General features: G+C 42.6%; 14 protein-coding genes. All 14 read right to left on the bottom strand.

What is annotated here, in order from left to right:
• Positions 1-51: 51 nt before the first annotated feature.
• The 14 genes from ABEW73_RS10825 to ABEW73_RS10760 all read right to left on the bottom strand — a co-directional run bounded on the left by ABEW73_RS10825 (position 52) and on the right by ABEW73_RS10760 (position 14,134).
• Positions 52-948 (bottom strand): helix-turn-helix domain-containing protein, encoded by an 897-nt coding sequence (locus tag ABEW73_RS10825; protein ID WP_430167515.1) that lies wholly within the window; start codon positions 946-948, stop codon positions 52-54.
• 665 nt (positions 949-1,613) lie between these two features.
• On the bottom strand, positions 1,614-2,165 hold the full coding sequence (locus tag ABEW73_RS10820; protein WP_430167512.1) for a dihydrofolate reductase family protein: 552 nt from the start codon (positions 2,163-2,165) through the stop codon (positions 1,614-1,616).
• A gap of 545 nt (positions 2,166-2,710) precedes the next feature.
• Entirely contained in the window at positions 2,711-4,456 is a 1,746-nt protein-coding gene (locus tag ABEW73_RS10815) for a DUF885 domain-containing protein (protein WP_430167510.1), read from the bottom strand.
• A 23-nt stretch (positions 4,457-4,479) separates the two neighbouring features.
• Positions 4,480-4,683, bottom strand: coding sequence for a winged helix-turn-helix domain-containing protein (locus tag ABEW73_RS10810; protein WP_430167508.1), 204 nt, complete (start codon positions 4,681-4,683; stop codon positions 4,480-4,482).
• 90 nt (positions 4,684-4,773) lie between these two features.
• The gene (locus ABEW73_RS10805) at positions 4,774-5,037 is read right to left on the bottom strand and encodes a response regulator (protein WP_430167506.1); all 264 of its coding nucleotides are present in this window, start codon (positions 5,035-5,037) and stop codon (positions 4,774-4,776) included.
• Between the two features lie 536 nt (positions 5,038-5,573).
• On the bottom strand, positions 5,574-6,437 hold the full coding sequence (locus ABEW73_RS10800; RefSeq protein ID WP_430167503.1) for an SDR family oxidoreductase: 864 nt from the start codon (positions 6,435-6,437) through the stop codon (positions 5,574-5,576).
• Positions 6,438-6,935: 498 nt separating this feature from the next.
• Positions 6,936-7,232 carry a hypothetical protein gene (locus tag ABEW73_RS10795; protein ID WP_430167501.1) on the bottom strand — a complete coding sequence of 99 codons (297 nt, stop codon included), beginning with the start codon at positions 7,230-7,232 and terminating at the stop codon, positions 6,936-6,938.
• A gap of 305 nt (positions 7,233-7,537) precedes the next feature.
• Positions 7,538-7,969 (bottom strand): universal stress protein, encoded by a 432-nt coding sequence (locus tag ABEW73_RS10790; RefSeq protein WP_430167499.1) that lies wholly within the window; start codon positions 7,967-7,969, stop codon positions 7,538-7,540.
• Positions 7,970-7,974: 5 nt separating this feature from the next.
• Positions 7,975-9,207: a CynX/NimT family MFS transporter gene (locus ABEW73_RS10785; protein ID WP_430167496.1), complete on the bottom strand. Its 1,233-nt coding sequence runs from the start codon at positions 9,205-9,207 to the stop codon at positions 7,975-7,977.
• Between the two features lie 220 nt (positions 9,208-9,427).
• Positions 9,428-9,988 carry a helix-turn-helix domain-containing protein gene (locus ABEW73_RS10780; RefSeq protein WP_430167493.1) on the bottom strand — a complete coding sequence of 187 codons (561 nt, stop codon included), beginning with the start codon at positions 9,986-9,988 and terminating at the stop codon, positions 9,428-9,430.
• A gap of 400 nt (positions 9,989-10,388) precedes the next feature.
• Complete coding sequence (locus tag ABEW73_RS10775) at positions 10,389-10,613, bottom strand: hypothetical protein (protein WP_430167491.1); 225 nt, start codon at positions 10,611-10,613, stop codon at positions 10,389-10,391.
• A 216-nt stretch (positions 10,614-10,829) separates the two neighbouring features.
• Positions 10,830-11,747 carry a GNAT family N-acetyltransferase gene (locus tag ABEW73_RS10770; protein WP_430167489.1) on the bottom strand — a complete coding sequence of 306 codons (918 nt, stop codon included), beginning with the start codon at positions 11,745-11,747 and terminating at the stop codon, positions 10,830-10,832.
• A gap of 58 nt (positions 11,748-11,805) precedes the next feature.
• Positions 11,806-12,924: a hypothetical protein gene (locus tag ABEW73_RS10765; RefSeq protein WP_430167486.1), complete on the bottom strand. Its 1,119-nt coding sequence runs from the start codon at positions 12,922-12,924 to the stop codon at positions 11,806-11,808.
• Between the two features lie 436 nt (positions 12,925-13,360).
• Positions 13,361-14,134, bottom strand: a complete 774-nt coding sequence (locus tag ABEW73_RS10760) for an ABC transporter ATP-binding protein (protein WP_430167484.1) — start codon at positions 14,132-14,134, stop codon at positions 13,361-13,363.
• Positions 14,135-14,136: the final 2 nt, after the last annotated feature.

Here is a 14,136-nt window from a genome sequence, read left to right as displayed (position 1 = left end):
TCCTTAGAATTATGATAGTAAAGCCTGTCTCCTTATTATAAGTAAGCGTTTTTATTTTGACTTCTCATTAGCGTCCCCTAACTTCTCAAAATCCTCACTTAAGCCGTTCATTTCTCGATATTCTTTCGGAGATGTACCCGTATTTGCATGAAAAGCACGATAAAACGAAGCCATACTCTGAAATCCGCAGTCAAAGCAAATATTCGCGATCAGATCATCGGTGGTGACTAGCCGTTTTTTTACCTCACTCAGCCGAAGCTGAGCGAGATAATCCCGCAAACTTTTTCCCGTGTACTCTCGAAATAAACGGGATGTCCGGGCCTGCGACCAACCTACTGTCTGTGCTACATCCGCAAGCTGAATATTACTGCCAAAATGCCGGTGCACAAATTCGAGCATCTGTCTCAGTTCCCGATACGAATGATTCATTCGTCTCCACTGCTCGCTTGAAATGGAGCCGATGTAATTTCTAAGCAGCAACACACTAATATCAATTAATATGCTGCGTGCCCTTGACAGGTAGCCAACATCCTGCTGTGACAGCTCTTCATGGATGGTCATGATGCGGGGCTGCAGCTGACAGGCAAGGCTTGTCTCCGCCGGAATATGATTCTGGAATTTCTCAGACTGATAGCTATAGGGGAGAAGCAGCTTTTCATCTTCAAGGAGCAGTATACTGGGGTCAAAATTAATGAAGATAAACGTACTGGGATCGACTTCATCGGATTGCGCGATATGCAGCTCCGTCTGGTTCACAATGAAAATATCTCCGGGGCGCACGGTATAGCATTTTTGCTCAAAGTAAAAAACACCGCTGCCTGAAATGCAGCAGCCGATTTCCAGGCTGGTATGCGTATGGAATGGCTCCAGCGTGGTTTCCGGTGTCCACTGGAACGCATCAATCGGAATATCATGGGGATAGTCAATATGTAATTTCAAGTTAGTCACCCTTTGGTTAAAGCTTATGTACGATTTTATTTAATATTTTACCGAATTATACCGTAGTTCTATTCTTTAGTGTAAGAAGAGTCTTAGACACTTTGTTCCACTAACCTGCCCGTTCGTTTAATGAAAGAGCTGTCGAATTTTAATTGGATATGTGTCTAATCGGTAATCGGATCAAGTTCTTGTCCATTACGGTAAATTGTACACGAAAATAAGGTTAAATAATCCCAACTTGTATACTTGTCAGTGAAATATATCAGCTTCATAACCAAAGGACATTCTAAAAACCTATAGGTACAAGTTCTTGTCCTCGACTCGGGACAAAAACTTGTACCGTTAAATCAAAGAAGCCGCTGAAATAGCGACTTTCAATGGGACAATCTTATTGCCCTGTACCTAGAGCTCCATTATATAGAAAGCTATCGGAAGGAAAAAAATAATAGTCTTTATTCCGTTAAAGGGCCATATTGTAGGGGCATGCTGAAGACGACACATATTTCCTCCGCGTTTTTTGCCCTACAGTACACACGTTAACTATACCCTACCAAGTTGGAAACAGAGATGCTTCTCGTGATATAAACGAAGCAGCCGACAAATGTTTGCCGGCTACATCTTGTGCACGTATATATTTGTCTGGCAGTGTCAAGCCACGGTGATCAGCCAGGCAGTTAACGAACGGGCGTGTAGCGGAGCACCACGACGCCGGAGCCGAAAGGTTTGGTCTCGGTCAGCTTCAGATTCAGTCGGTCACGAACTCCCCCCAATAATTGGGGGCCACGTCCGGCAACGATTGGCTGTACCAGGAAGTGATACTCATCCACCAAGCCTAGTTGTGCCAGGGTGGAACCGAGGCCGGGACCGCCGTTAACGACTAGGTTCTTCCCTTCTGCCGTAAGCTGTGGCACCTCCTCGGAAACAGGCCCCTTCAACAAGAAAGAGTTCTGCCACGACACGTGATCCAGCGTCCGCGAAAAGACGTACTTGGGTTTCCGATCGAGATTGCGTGCGAAGTCGACCAAGAACTGAGGTCCGTCGCCGCTACTGGCAATGGCTGGCCAAGTACTTTCCATCAACTGGTAGATTTCACGTCCAAAAAGCAGACCATCAGACTGGTCCATCAGGTCCACCGTATACTGGTGGAGATCCTCATCCGCAATCACCTGCGTGTGGTCACAGCAACCGTCAAGTGTCACATTCATCATCAGGATTATACGTCCCATATGCAGCCTCCTTTTGTCTACATTTTATCATCCAAAAGCAGGCCCAGTTTCTCATGGATTGCTAATGTGCACAGTCCAGGCCGGACCGAATACAAGCAATTTTTAATGCATCTTCTGGTTTGAACAGCCCTCTTCCGTTTGTTTCATAAGTATTTTGAAAATCATCAAGCTGATTCTTGCAGAATAAAAGACCATGTAGCTCTCTGAATATGGGCACTTACTTCATAACAATGCGTCTTCATGAAATGCAAGTACAAACGAGCACGGTATTAATTCTAGGACGAGGAATAACTTCAGACAATACTAACTGTGTTTCGTAAGGCAACGGGAGACGGTGCCAACCGGCAAACTGCTCCATGCCATTTTCATCTAACGTTACCCGTTAGTTTAATGAAAGGATGAATAAAACTACATAATAGAGACCTTCTTTAAGACAAGTGATTGAAAATGAGTGAACTATTTTTTATAGGATATAGCATTTAAATTAACCTATTCAGAAAACGATGTTTTAGCGTCGTTTAATCATACCGGGGTCTACTCTCCTTTTATTTGGCGGATTTGATGTATTGTTTCACTTGCTGCTCCAATATCGGAAAAGGCATATTACCGTTTCGAAGAAGAACGGAATGAAATGCCTTGATATCGAAGCGATCCCCGAGTTCGCTTTCCGCCTTCTCTCGAAGAGATTCAAATTGATCATATCCGATGGTGTAGGGAATTGTTTTTCCGGGAAAAGCAATGACACTGTCGATAAAAGCATCGTCCCCCCTTCCGATGACCCTCACCAGATACTCATTAGCCTGTTCTCTTGTCCACTTCAGCCCATGGATACCCGTATCTATCACGGTGTTTATGGAAAGATTCCCCAAACGGATTAGTACCGTGTTCCGATCAAGCACGCTCTTCTCCGCGCATAAGCTTTCCATATAGACCGCCCATCCCTCTACGTATCCAGGCGTCATCGTTATTTTGCGGATAAATGGAATGGTTGGTTGATCATATTGAATCGAAAATTGAAAGTGATGTCCTGGAATACCCTCATGCAACGCAAGCATTTTAACCATTTCTTCGGAAGTAGGGTTTTCGAGCGGAATGACAAATCTCCCGCTCCTATCACCATCTATAGATAAGGGGATATACATTCCACCTGCCGATGCGATAAGAGCCGAATACGACCGCACGTCCACTGGATGGTTCGGGATAAGCTCCTCTTCAAACCAATCGGACAAGTAGGGCGTGGCATCCGACAGACTGCTATTTAACGCTTGCAGCAATTCATCTCCGGTTAGGAATCTGGCTGCAGATGTAGTCTGTACTTGACCCGAAGCCCCGCTTCTTAGCTCCTTCACAATCTCTTCTACCTTGCGTTTAGCGATTTCGTGAATTTCCTGAGGACTGAGGTCCGTACCCGTAGTAAGTTTGAGCCTTGCAGAATAATACTCGCTGCCGCCCGGCTGACTCCAGATTCCTTGGCTCACGGATTCTTGCTTCAGAAGATCATTTTGGATCAAATCGGCAAGTTTGCCGTAAGAAGCCAGTACATGATCGGTTAGGGTTTGCGCTAACGCTTTTTTCAGCTTCTCATCTTCGGAGGGATCGAGTTTTAACTCGGTTAATTTCTCTGCATATAAACTGTACAAAATCGTTTCTTCCGGTTTCGTATTCCGCAAATTGCTGTAACTCGTAAGCATTTCCTTAAGAAATTCAGAAGCAGGGACAATACCTTTCTCCCGTCTGTCTTGAATTCTATCTATGACATGCGCGACTTTATCCGAAAACCCGTTCAGCGCAACGATATAATTTTTTGCATCTGCTTGATTGCGAATCGAATAATTGTTCGCGAAAAACGCCGGAAAAGTGGATAGAGAAAGGTAATCATTCATGTCCAGATCCCAATATTTATATACTTGCTGCTCCGCGCTTAGGTTCCATTTGAGGATATCGTAGGTGAGTTTGTCTTCCGGGGAAAGTTTGGCAGCATCATAGTCATTCAATTTTTTAAGAAAACCATTTCTCTTTTCGTTTAATTGTTCGTAATCGGCATCCGACAAGTCCGTAAGCTTAGTGGGATCCGATCGGATTCCCTCCACATTTTTCACACCGTAATAAAGCTGTTTCTCAGGGTCATTCTTAAGCGTAACAAACGCCATCTTCTGAAGCAATGTGTCGAAACTCTCAGACTGATGTTGGGTCTGCCATAACAAACCACATACAGTCAGCAAAACAAGTAGCCCTGCTGCCAATAAAATAGTCAATCTAGTGTTCTTAAACAGCTGTCTCTCAAGGTTCATGCATTAATCTCCCCTTTGAAAAACTACTCGTTTATTCTGAGTATGTAGCCCAAACCTCTTACGGTTTGGATATATTGATCGGCATGCCATGAAGACAGCTTCTTCCGAAGATAATGGACATAGAGCTCAACGATGCCAATTCCCGCTTCCGAATCTAGGCCCCAAATTCGGTAATAGAATAGCAATCGGGCCGTAGCTAATCTGCTCTTCTTGATTAACCTTGCCATAACGACGCAGCAGCACTTTAGCTCTGACGATCAGCTATGGAATCTCGAATGGCTTCACCACATAATCATCCGCTCCGAACGTTAACCCCTTTACCCGGTCGTCCATCCGTCTTTTGCCGTCAGACAAATAATCGGGGTATCCACTCTTTGCTTCCTCAGCTCTTGGATGAACGTAAATCCATCAACCTTAGGCAGCATAATATCCAAAATAATTAAATCGAACTCGCCATACAATGCGTGATGCAAGCCCTCTTCTCCGTTATGACACTCCGTAACCTTATGCCCTTCATCCTGCATAACTCTTGCATTTGTATACGATATCCCAATATCGTCCTCTACGATCAACAGCTTCATAAGTCTATCCATGGATGAACAAATATGGGATAGTATAACATATTTTGATAGGTTTGTGAGTCCGTCGTGGGTAATATCTCCATTTATACTTGCCGGTCTAGCAATCATATGCTTAGCCAGGAGTATTTTTTTCATATACAACTAGATAATACAAATAATTATTTCGAATACCATTAAAAGCAAGCAAACCATCACGAGCCCTTCTAATTATCCTGCCCGTTAGCTTAATTCATAGCTGTAAACTTCAGTAGATATTTATCTATAAGTTAGATATTTATCTAATCGGTAATCGGACCGTGTTTTTCCTTTTCGGCAATCGGGACAAGAACTTGTTCCGATAAAAAAAAGCTGCTAATTTAACGACTTTCAATGGGACCTTGTTCTTGTCCCTCGACATTGTCACATTATATGCTGTTTTTTCTTTCTTATAATTCTATGTGCCAGTAATGATAAAAACCGTCCCTTAAAAAGAACGGTTAACTGAGGATTTGGGAGCGCACGGCTTCTTGTTTGCATTTAGAAGGGTGGTGCGCTGTTTAGGAGATCCCTTGTACAAGTTGACTTAGGGCTTCGTTCGTTGGCGTTAATGGCCGGCCAAGCAGCTTATCGAAATCGTTGCTTTCCACCTCAAAAGCTCTTTCCCGTATACCTTGCTGAATCCCTACAAGAATCGGAATAACGAAGTCCGGTACGCCAGCCTTTTTCATGATGTCGGCATAGGTGGCATCATCTACTTGCTGGACGAGAACCTCTTTGCCCAAAACGGTTCCGAGTGCGGACGCCAGTTCTTCCTGCGCCAGCAGTTTTCCTGACAACTCATAGATTGTATTTTCATGTCCGTCGCCGGCAAGTACGGCCGCCGCCGCTTCCGCATATTCTTGCTGAAGGACCCCGCCTACCTTGCCGGATCCCGCAGATGTAACCCAAGGCGCTCCAGCCAGTACAGCTTGAATGCTTGCCATCTCGTTCTCCAAATACCAGTTATTACGCAGGAACGAGTAAGGAATGCCGGTTTCCAGAATCGCCTTCTCCGTCGCCTGATGCGTTGCTGCAAGGAATATCTTGCTTTCCATTGCATTCGGTGCACTTGTATAGGCGATGAATCCTACTTTCGCCCGTGCAGCGGCTTCCACCGCATTCGTATGTTGAAGAGTTCTCGTTTCATTGTCCCCATCCGTTGAAATGATCAATAACCGGTCAATCCCTGCAAATGCAGCATCCAGCGTTTCCGGGTGATCAAAATCCCCATACCGAACATCTACGCCGCGAGCGCGAAGGCTTTCCGCCTTCTCAGGTTTGCGGACACTTACAGCGAGTTGACTCGCAGGAACGGTTTTCAACAGCGCATCCAATACTTTTGACCCTAGTTTGCCAGTAGCGCCAGTAACTAAAATTTTCATTCTCGATTCCCCCATAATAATTGTATTGTTTCTTGTATAACACAAATAGTTACAACAAGAGATATAATAAAAGCTCAAATTCGAGCTTTTACTTATTTGAAGTATAGAAAAACGCTACTGACACCATTATGTCAGTAGCGTTTTAACGTTTTTTTCAGTTCGTTTCTAACCCGATGTCGGAAGGATTCCGGCTTCAGCACAACCACTCCGCCTCCTCAGCTGAGCACCCAATGCAGCAATTCCTCAGGCTGCCGAACACGTAAGCTCACCAGCAACCCTTCCGTATGATCCTCTATGGTTTCTATATAGAAGTTGTTCGATTCCCTTACTTATCGAGGACCGAATCTTTGTTGCCAACACAAAAACACCTCCAAGGTTATCCCCATATCTTACGACATGGTTTTGGTTTAGTTCTCTTGAAAGTGTTTTAATTTATCTCACGCTTTGGTGTCAGTCCCCTAAATCAGCAACGAGTTTTTAAAAATTCAAATTCTTAATCTAGAAATTGTATTTTTCAGGATTCGTAAAAAAATCAAGATAATTATATCTTCCAATAGGTTCAAAGGTCTTCCTGTCCTCATTGAACTCTAAAACAATTATATTTCCTCTCAGTCCAGAATTAGTTTCTGTTTCAACTATGGCTATTCTGTTCTCAGCTAGCTGTATAACTGACTCGCTGACGAATGATGGAACAGTATCATAATTACTAGGAGATGAGGGGACTGGCTTAAGAGCGATAATTATAAGACAAATTAAGATTCCAATCAAAATATTTGATTTTCTTTTTTCCTGCATTACTTCTCCTCCGAACTAAGATTTTTACGTATCTAAATATAAAAACACATTACATCAAATAAAGTTTGGTTTTTTATAGGGACGCTGGTCACTCAGGTTTTTCCAGACGGCAGTGATCGTTGTGGAGCATCGTGTAGTGACAGTTCCTCCCTCCCGTCATCATCAGCGTCAGCATTTGAGCAGCTAAAGGGATATAGAAACAGCGGCATTGTAGGACACAAATATCCTAGAATGCCGCTGTATGATTCAACTATAACGTTCCCCATTAGTATAATAATGCTTCATTTTTTCAGTTCCCGAAGGGGTTAATGTACAATGAGGACTGGGCAATTGGATAGCTGTGAAACCTTGTGGCTGACACTTCCAAGCATCATTTCTTTTATGCCCGTTAGCCCACGGCTTCCGATAATAATAAGTTGCTGCTCGGTATCCCTTGCATAATTTAATATTTCATGTGCAGGATCTCCCTTAAGATGAACGGTTTCCGAGTTAATCCCCGCAGATTTTAATTTAGATTTGGCTTGTTGCAGCAGTTCCAAACTCGCTTTCTCCATTTCGTTCAATATTTCTTCCAAGAAATTCTCTGGTACATATGTCATGCCATTCGACACATATTCCTGGCTGACATTAACCAAGATAACTTGAGTTTGTTTGTTTCGGGCTATTTCAATGGTTGCATCGAGGAGTTTGTTCGTTATTTCAGCTTTATCAATGGCCACCATAATTTTGTCAAACATATTTATCATCCTTTCCGTGGCAGCTCGTAGCTATTTCGGCTACCTATAAAACGATTTCTTGCTGCTCCCATACCGACTAAAGAGAGTAAGACCGAAGCGCCAAGCAGAATGAAAAGTGGCAGGTTCCAACTATTTGTCGCATCATGCAGATATCCTATAAGAGCAGGACCCACTGCGGCAAGAAGATATCCGATCGATTGTGCCATGCCAGACAGTTCCGCTGCTTGATGTGCATTTTCAGTACGTAACCCGAAAAACATCATGGCCAAACTAAAGGCGAAGCCTCCACCAATACCGAGCATGATGATCCACAACAGAATGATATTGGAGCTTCCGTAAAGAAGTCCAATCGTTCCCGTCAAAAGCAAAATAGTTGTGATGACCACTAACAACCGTTGGCTAGACATGCGCCCAGCAATAACGGGGACAATAAAGGTAAATGGAAGCATAGCTAACTGCATGATCGATAGGTACCATCCTGATTGATTTGAGTCAATTCCTTGCTGCTTTAAAATTTCAGGCAACCATGCGATCAACACATAGAAAACCATGGACTGTATACCCATAAACATGGTTACTTGCCAGGCAAGCGGGGATCTCCAAACATTCACATCGTTGCTGGCCATCTGTTGACTCGTCGTGGCTGTTTGCTTCGTTTGATTTCTTAATTGGGGTAACCAACAGAGGATCGATACAAAGCTTAGAATCCCCCATATTCCCAATGCTCCCTGCCATTTTAGACCTGCGTTCACGGCTAGAGGCACGCTGATTCCAGATGCGATTGCTCCACATAAATTCATTGAAATGGAGTAAACACCTGTCATGGAGCCAATTTTATTGGGGAAATCCCTTTTGATTATACTTGGCAATAATACATTACATACGGCAATTGCGAATCCAAGAATTGCTGTCCCAATAAACAGATTCGCTGCGCCAGATAAAGAACGTATTACAATACCTACAGTCAGAAAGATGAGGGCGATCATTATGATACGTTCAACCCCATACCTTCGTCCTAATCTTGGTACTAGAGGCGATAATAAAGCAAAGGCAAGCAAGGGTACCGTTGTGATCAGACCTGCTAATGTATTTGAAATATGAACGTCATCCCTTATAAGACTCACTAAAGGACCGACTGAGGTTAAGGGAGTACGTAAATTAGCTGCAATAAAAATAATGCCGAGAATGATCAACCCTATAGAGGATGGTACGGCTTTTTTATTTTGTTTATTCGGCATTCTCCATTTCTCCTTCCTGAATCCTTACGTATTATGTGCTTCCTGCTGATTGAAAAACTTTACTATAACATCCGCGCGAACAACAAAAGTATATTATAATATACTATTTTAAACAAGAAGTATTTTATATCATACTAAAACTCATATAAAAACAAAAATACAACTCTGAATCCCTGTCATGGAATTCGGAGTTGTATTTAATAAGTGGAATTTTCGACTTTTAGAAACCATATTTTAAGGATATATGGAGCACTGTTTCACTATTCGTATGATTGGTATAAGAGTGAGGACAATCTGCACGAAAACTGATCGTATCATATTGATTCAATGTGTAAATCTCTCCATTGACTTGTATCTCAATGGAACCAGTCATTACAGTCGCAATTTCAGTTGTATTCACATGATGACCTTCAGGGTAATAGGAGCTATTTGGCTGTAAGTATGCCCGACACATTTCAATATCGTTGCTTTTAAAGACTGGTTCAATGATCCAATTTTTTTCATCATTAGAAAACCGCAGTCCCTCGCCTGCTCGATACAAATTAACAGGGTCTTCTGATTTGAACAAAGCAAATAGCGGTAAAGATATGCCTTTTGAAATTTTCCATATAATCGCCAAAGTTGGATTTGTTTCACCACGTTCGATATTTCCCAGAGTAAGTTTGCTTACGCCCGTTAATTCCGATAAGTCGTCTAAGGTCATGTTTTTTTCTTTTCTGTACTTTTTCAATGCACCGCCGATTTGTAATACAATTTGTTTTGATTCATCGATTTCATCCATTTGATATTCACCTCAATAAAAAACTATATAGCTAGTATATTGTTTAGCTAGATTCTTTTCCATACGATACGACTTGTAAGCCCAGTGGATTTCAGAAAACAACGTTAGTTGAAACTTCACATATAATAAAAGGCTTGTCTCAATAATTTTGAGACGGTGAAATTTAGTTAGATATTTATCTAATCGGTAATGGGACCATTTTCTTGTCCCTCGACAATGCGTCACATTCCGTAAATCGTGATAATTACATACAACAGGAGCCTCACTAATTCCTTTTGTTCTACGAACATTAATAAATCCCCGTTTGGGGATTAACATAATTTTTTGCGGTCTTCAATACCTTGGTTTTAAATGTTCAATATTGTAGCAAGATCAATTGTTGTGCTCTCAATCCTTCCAACTATTTATTCTTCTGTTTTGCAACTTGCCTACCGCCGATGATAAGCATGATAATCCCAATTACTGCTAGAATAATCCGAACTAAGAATGGACTCAATGAAAACACAGTTTCACCTTGCCAGTGCAATCCGAACAACCTTTCATTCAGCCCCACAATCGCTAATAATGGCTTAAGAAACAAACTCAGCGCTACTAATACTATCCCCCAAATAATATTGCTATTCATTGATTCTAAACCTCTTTTCCAATTAAGATAGTTTGCTTGATTATATCCACAACAGGTCCATAATTCTCAGTAATAAAAAAGTGTTGACAATCTTAGTAGATAGAAATATGTAGCTTTATAGATTGTGTCACAACTAATGATCGACCCCATGGTGGGCGTACAAAATAAAGGGACAGTCGAGGTGAGATCTCAACTGCCCGTCCTTAAATTAAACTATCATGAGAATGACTTACACCATACAAACATATTCCCAAGTTCTTGGAAGCCAACCCTCGTGTAGACGTGCATCGCGGCATCCGGTTCAGGATCCAACGTCCACATTCCCCCATGATTAATGTAGAGCTTGCTGACGCCGAATTCTTTCAACCGGCGCATACATTCGTACAAGAGGTTTGTCGCTAATCCCCTTCTTCGATGCGTGGGAGCCGTTCCGAACGGCTCGATAATCGCGATGTTGTTCTCGTTATCGAGCCAGATATTTGCAAAGCCGACGACTTTATTCGCCTCGTCTAATATAACCAAGTCCAATTCCTGACTGTACGTTGGACAGGACATCAAACGACGGTAAATCTCCATATCCGGCGCAGTCAACCCAGCTGAACCTCTCATGATCATAACCTTTTGCGCAATATTACCAGTCTCAATCGGACGAACCCTGAACCCCTCGGGAAAATGAGGCTCGTGATTGGCAGTTTCCAAATCTATTACCCCGGAAAACATGTACCAAGTATGTTGCTCGTATCCCCTTGCCTTCAGCGTCTCTACTCGGGGATGATCCTCGACATAAGCCCAAATATAAACTTCCAGTCCACTCCGATCTTCAAGCGACGGACCGCAGTAGTGTCTTTCCGTCCAGGCGAATATTTCATCTTCCAGATGAACGTATTCAGGTCTGGTAAAGCAATAAATAATTCGATAATGCCCCGGCCAGATAGCACCGATGATCGTTCCGTCTTCGATTTCGCATACTGTCAGGCTTTGAAGGAACTTATCACCGCCGAAGGCGCGGTTGTAGTCAAAATCTCCAAGACTCGGATAAAACCGGCGGTTCGGATCGACAAACTTTTGGGTGATGACCTTGCGAAGAGTCATGTAATCGCTCTCATCCCTATATGGCCGAAATTGTACTGTCACGTCTTTACACTCTTCCTTTCTCCTTCTCTATAACCAGCCCCATGTTTTCGACATGTAATCAAATTTTGTTTATATAAAATGATTCGAATTCAGCAACAGAGTCGAACTGGTTTAAAGATACACCTTCTGTTCTAAGGTGATTCTCTAATTTTTCTATAAGCTGCAGAACTGCTATTCGCAACGGTTCGAGATCTTTGGGATCCAGAAACGCAGTGAGATCTGGGTACCCAAAGCGATGATAAAATTCCCGATACTCCCCCAAATCGAAAATACCAGGCCAGCGCCCTTTTTCGGCTGCGTACAAAATACGTGCCAAACCATCTTGTACACCTGTAGCAACGAAAAACGCTGTTTCATAGTGGCCATTTTCGCAAGCGGTTAGGAGTTTGTTAAGCATTCCTTTTTCCTCTTCGTAGTATCCCTTCATCCAATCTTGGTAAGAACGTAATCCTTTGAGCTTGTTTCTTCGTTCTGAAATTAGATCAAGAGTGTCTAAAGTCAGTTTCTCGCAAGCAGACTTGATTTCATCTTTAGAATGGCTGAACATCATGGTATCAAGGTAGAGATCCAGTTGGTCTGGCTTCATTGGGAGATTTTTGACTTGCTCGCGATAATGACCCCACATGCGTATATAGTACGTTTGGTTTAACAACGCAAGAGATCTAAAAATGTTAGCGGCAATTTCTTGCGCCAGTATCCGGCAAAAGGGTAAATCCATGGAGTCTTCGGCAAGTCGGAACTTCATCAAGCTAGTAAAACAATCTCGCACGACAACCTCAGCTCTGTTGATCAATGTTAGCGTGTTGGACGGCTCCCCCATGGAAGATATGGTCTCGCGGAGTTTCATGAATTTCGCTAGGTCTTCTTCTGAACGCACATACAGTAGTTCACAGTCCGCAATAATGGTCGTGCTCCAATCTTCAGAGGTTGACATCCTTTCAGCACGATCCCATCCGATAGGCCAGAAATCAAAACTAATACCGTCGATTATAAACTGTAATTCCACTTGATTTCCTCTAGGTGTGGCCGGAATGAAGAAAAAGTCTAAATCCGATCGTTCTGTCGCCCTCCCCTGCAAATATGATCCGTAATATCCGACAATCGCAACATCCTGGGGGTAATGGGTCTTAATATGCTTGACAATGATATCAACTACGGCAAAAACATCAACCATCATGGAACCTCCTTGTTCGTACGTCCTCTATGATTATGTGATAGGGAATACTAGTCATGGCATATGTTGATCGTATCGCTCATTCTAGCGGCTGTACTTTAAGATTAGGTTGTTATCCAGTAAGTGTAAATGGAAAAGATAATTATAAACAAATAGCCCTTGATGTTCTCATATGATATGCCCCGTACTCATCCATGTTCGCGACTCCCTTCGACTTCTTATACCTTTTGTACAAAATCTCAAGCTTAATTCTTCCCAAAGTATAGTGGCTTGATTGAACTAATTTGCCTGTTAGCATAATCAATTTAGAAGGATTTCATCGATTTACATATAGATTTTTCATATGGATTTCAACAATCTTTGAAAAGGCCCAAGAACATGCCAAAAAAGGCTGCTCCTTGGGCCCATAACATGCTCGCATGGACAAATTCTCAATGAGTCATAATACATATTGCTTCCACGCAGCTTCAAGCATTTCGGTTGATTTAACCAAATTCATGGTGTAACTGTCTCGCTCTCCCTCATCACGGAGGGAAGAGGCACGGAATTGCTCAACCTTCTCCCCTTCTTTCAAAACCAGAATATCCGTGCACAATCCAGGTACAAGCGATAGGTCATGAGTAATGAACAGTAGGGACAACCCTTCTTCCTTCTGAATGGACTTAAGCAGTTCAATGATCTGATGTTGTAATAACATATCAAGGTTGGAGACGATTTCATCGCAAATCAATAGTTTTGGATGAATGATCAATGCTTTTGCCAGACATGCCCTTTGATATTGCCCTCCGCTTAGCCTGCCTGGCCGATTTCTAAGTAGGTCCTCATGAAGGCCGACCTTACTCGAATACTCCAAAACTCTCTCTTTACGTTCCTGCTTTTTCAAGCTTGTAAAGTTTATTAATGGCTCTTCCAGGCACTGAAACAAGCTCATCGAAGGATTCAACGTTGAGGCTGAATTTTGAAAAACAATCTGAATGTCACGATACCATTCTTTATACGATTTGATTCGTTTGTTAGGCAAGCATCGCCCATTGAATAGGACTTGGCCTGATGTCGGCTGCTTCAATGCCATGATCAGTTGGGCCAGCGTAGATTTTCCACTACCGCTCTCACCTACAATGGCCAGAGAGCCTCCATCTTTTATAGTAAATTGGATGTCTTTCAGAATTTCCCTTCCATTGATTTCTTTATGCAACTGATACACTTCAAGCATGA

Origin of the sequence: Paenibacillus lautus (assembly GCF_050482385.1) — a bacterium.
Lineage (GTDB): Bacteria > Bacillota > Bacilli > Paenibacillales > Paenibacillaceae > Paenibacillus_AQ > Paenibacillus_AQ lautus_B.
The sequence above is the reverse complement of the archived record's forward strand: the minus strand, read 5'-3'. Positions and strand labels throughout refer to the sequence as shown.

Coding starts and splice junctions, on each gene's coding strand:
- ABEW73_RS10820 (WP_430167512.1), bottom strand. CDS start 2,165: ATGGGACGTATAATCCTGATGATGAATGTGACACTTGACGGTTGCTGT.
- ABEW73_RS10815 (WP_430167510.1), bottom strand. CDS start 4,456: ATGAACCTTGAGAGACAGCTGTTTAAGAACACTAGATTGACTATTTTA.
- ABEW73_RS10810 (WP_430167508.1), bottom strand. CDS start 4,683: ATGGCAAGGTTAATCAAGAAGAGCAGATTAGCTACGGCCCGATTGCTA.
- ABEW73_RS10805 (WP_430167506.1), bottom strand. CDS start 5,037: ATGAAGCTGTTGATCGTAGAGGACGATATTGGGATATCGTATACAAAT.
- ABEW73_RS10800 (WP_430167503.1), bottom strand. CDS start 6,437: ATGAAAATTTTAGTTACTGGCGCTACTGGCAAACTAGGGTCAAAAGTA.
- ABEW73_RS10795 (WP_430167501.1), bottom strand. CDS start 7,232: ATGCAGGAAAAAAGAAAATCAAATATTTTGATTGGAATCTTAATTTGT.
- ABEW73_RS10790 (WP_430167499.1), bottom strand. CDS start 7,969: ATGTTTGACAAAATTATGGTGGCCATTGATAAAGCTGAAATAACGAAC.
- ABEW73_RS10785 (WP_430167496.1), bottom strand. CDS start 9,207: ATGCCGAATAAACAAAATAAAAAAGCCGTACCATCCTCTATAGGGTTG.
- ABEW73_RS10780 (WP_430167493.1), bottom strand. CDS start 9,988: ATGGATGAAATCGATGAATCAAAACAAATTGTATTACAAATCGGCGGT.
- ABEW73_RS10775 (WP_430167491.1), bottom strand. CDS start 10,613: ATGAATAGCAATATTATTTGGGGGATAGTATTAGTAGCGCTGAGTTTG.
- ABEW73_RS10765 (WP_430167486.1), bottom strand. CDS start 12,924: ATGATGGTTGATGTTTTTGCCGTAGTTGATATCATTGTCAAGCATATT.
- ABEW73_RS10760 (WP_430167484.1), bottom strand. CDS start 14,134: ATGCTTGAAGTGTATCAGTTGCATAAAGAAATCAATGGAAGGGAAATT.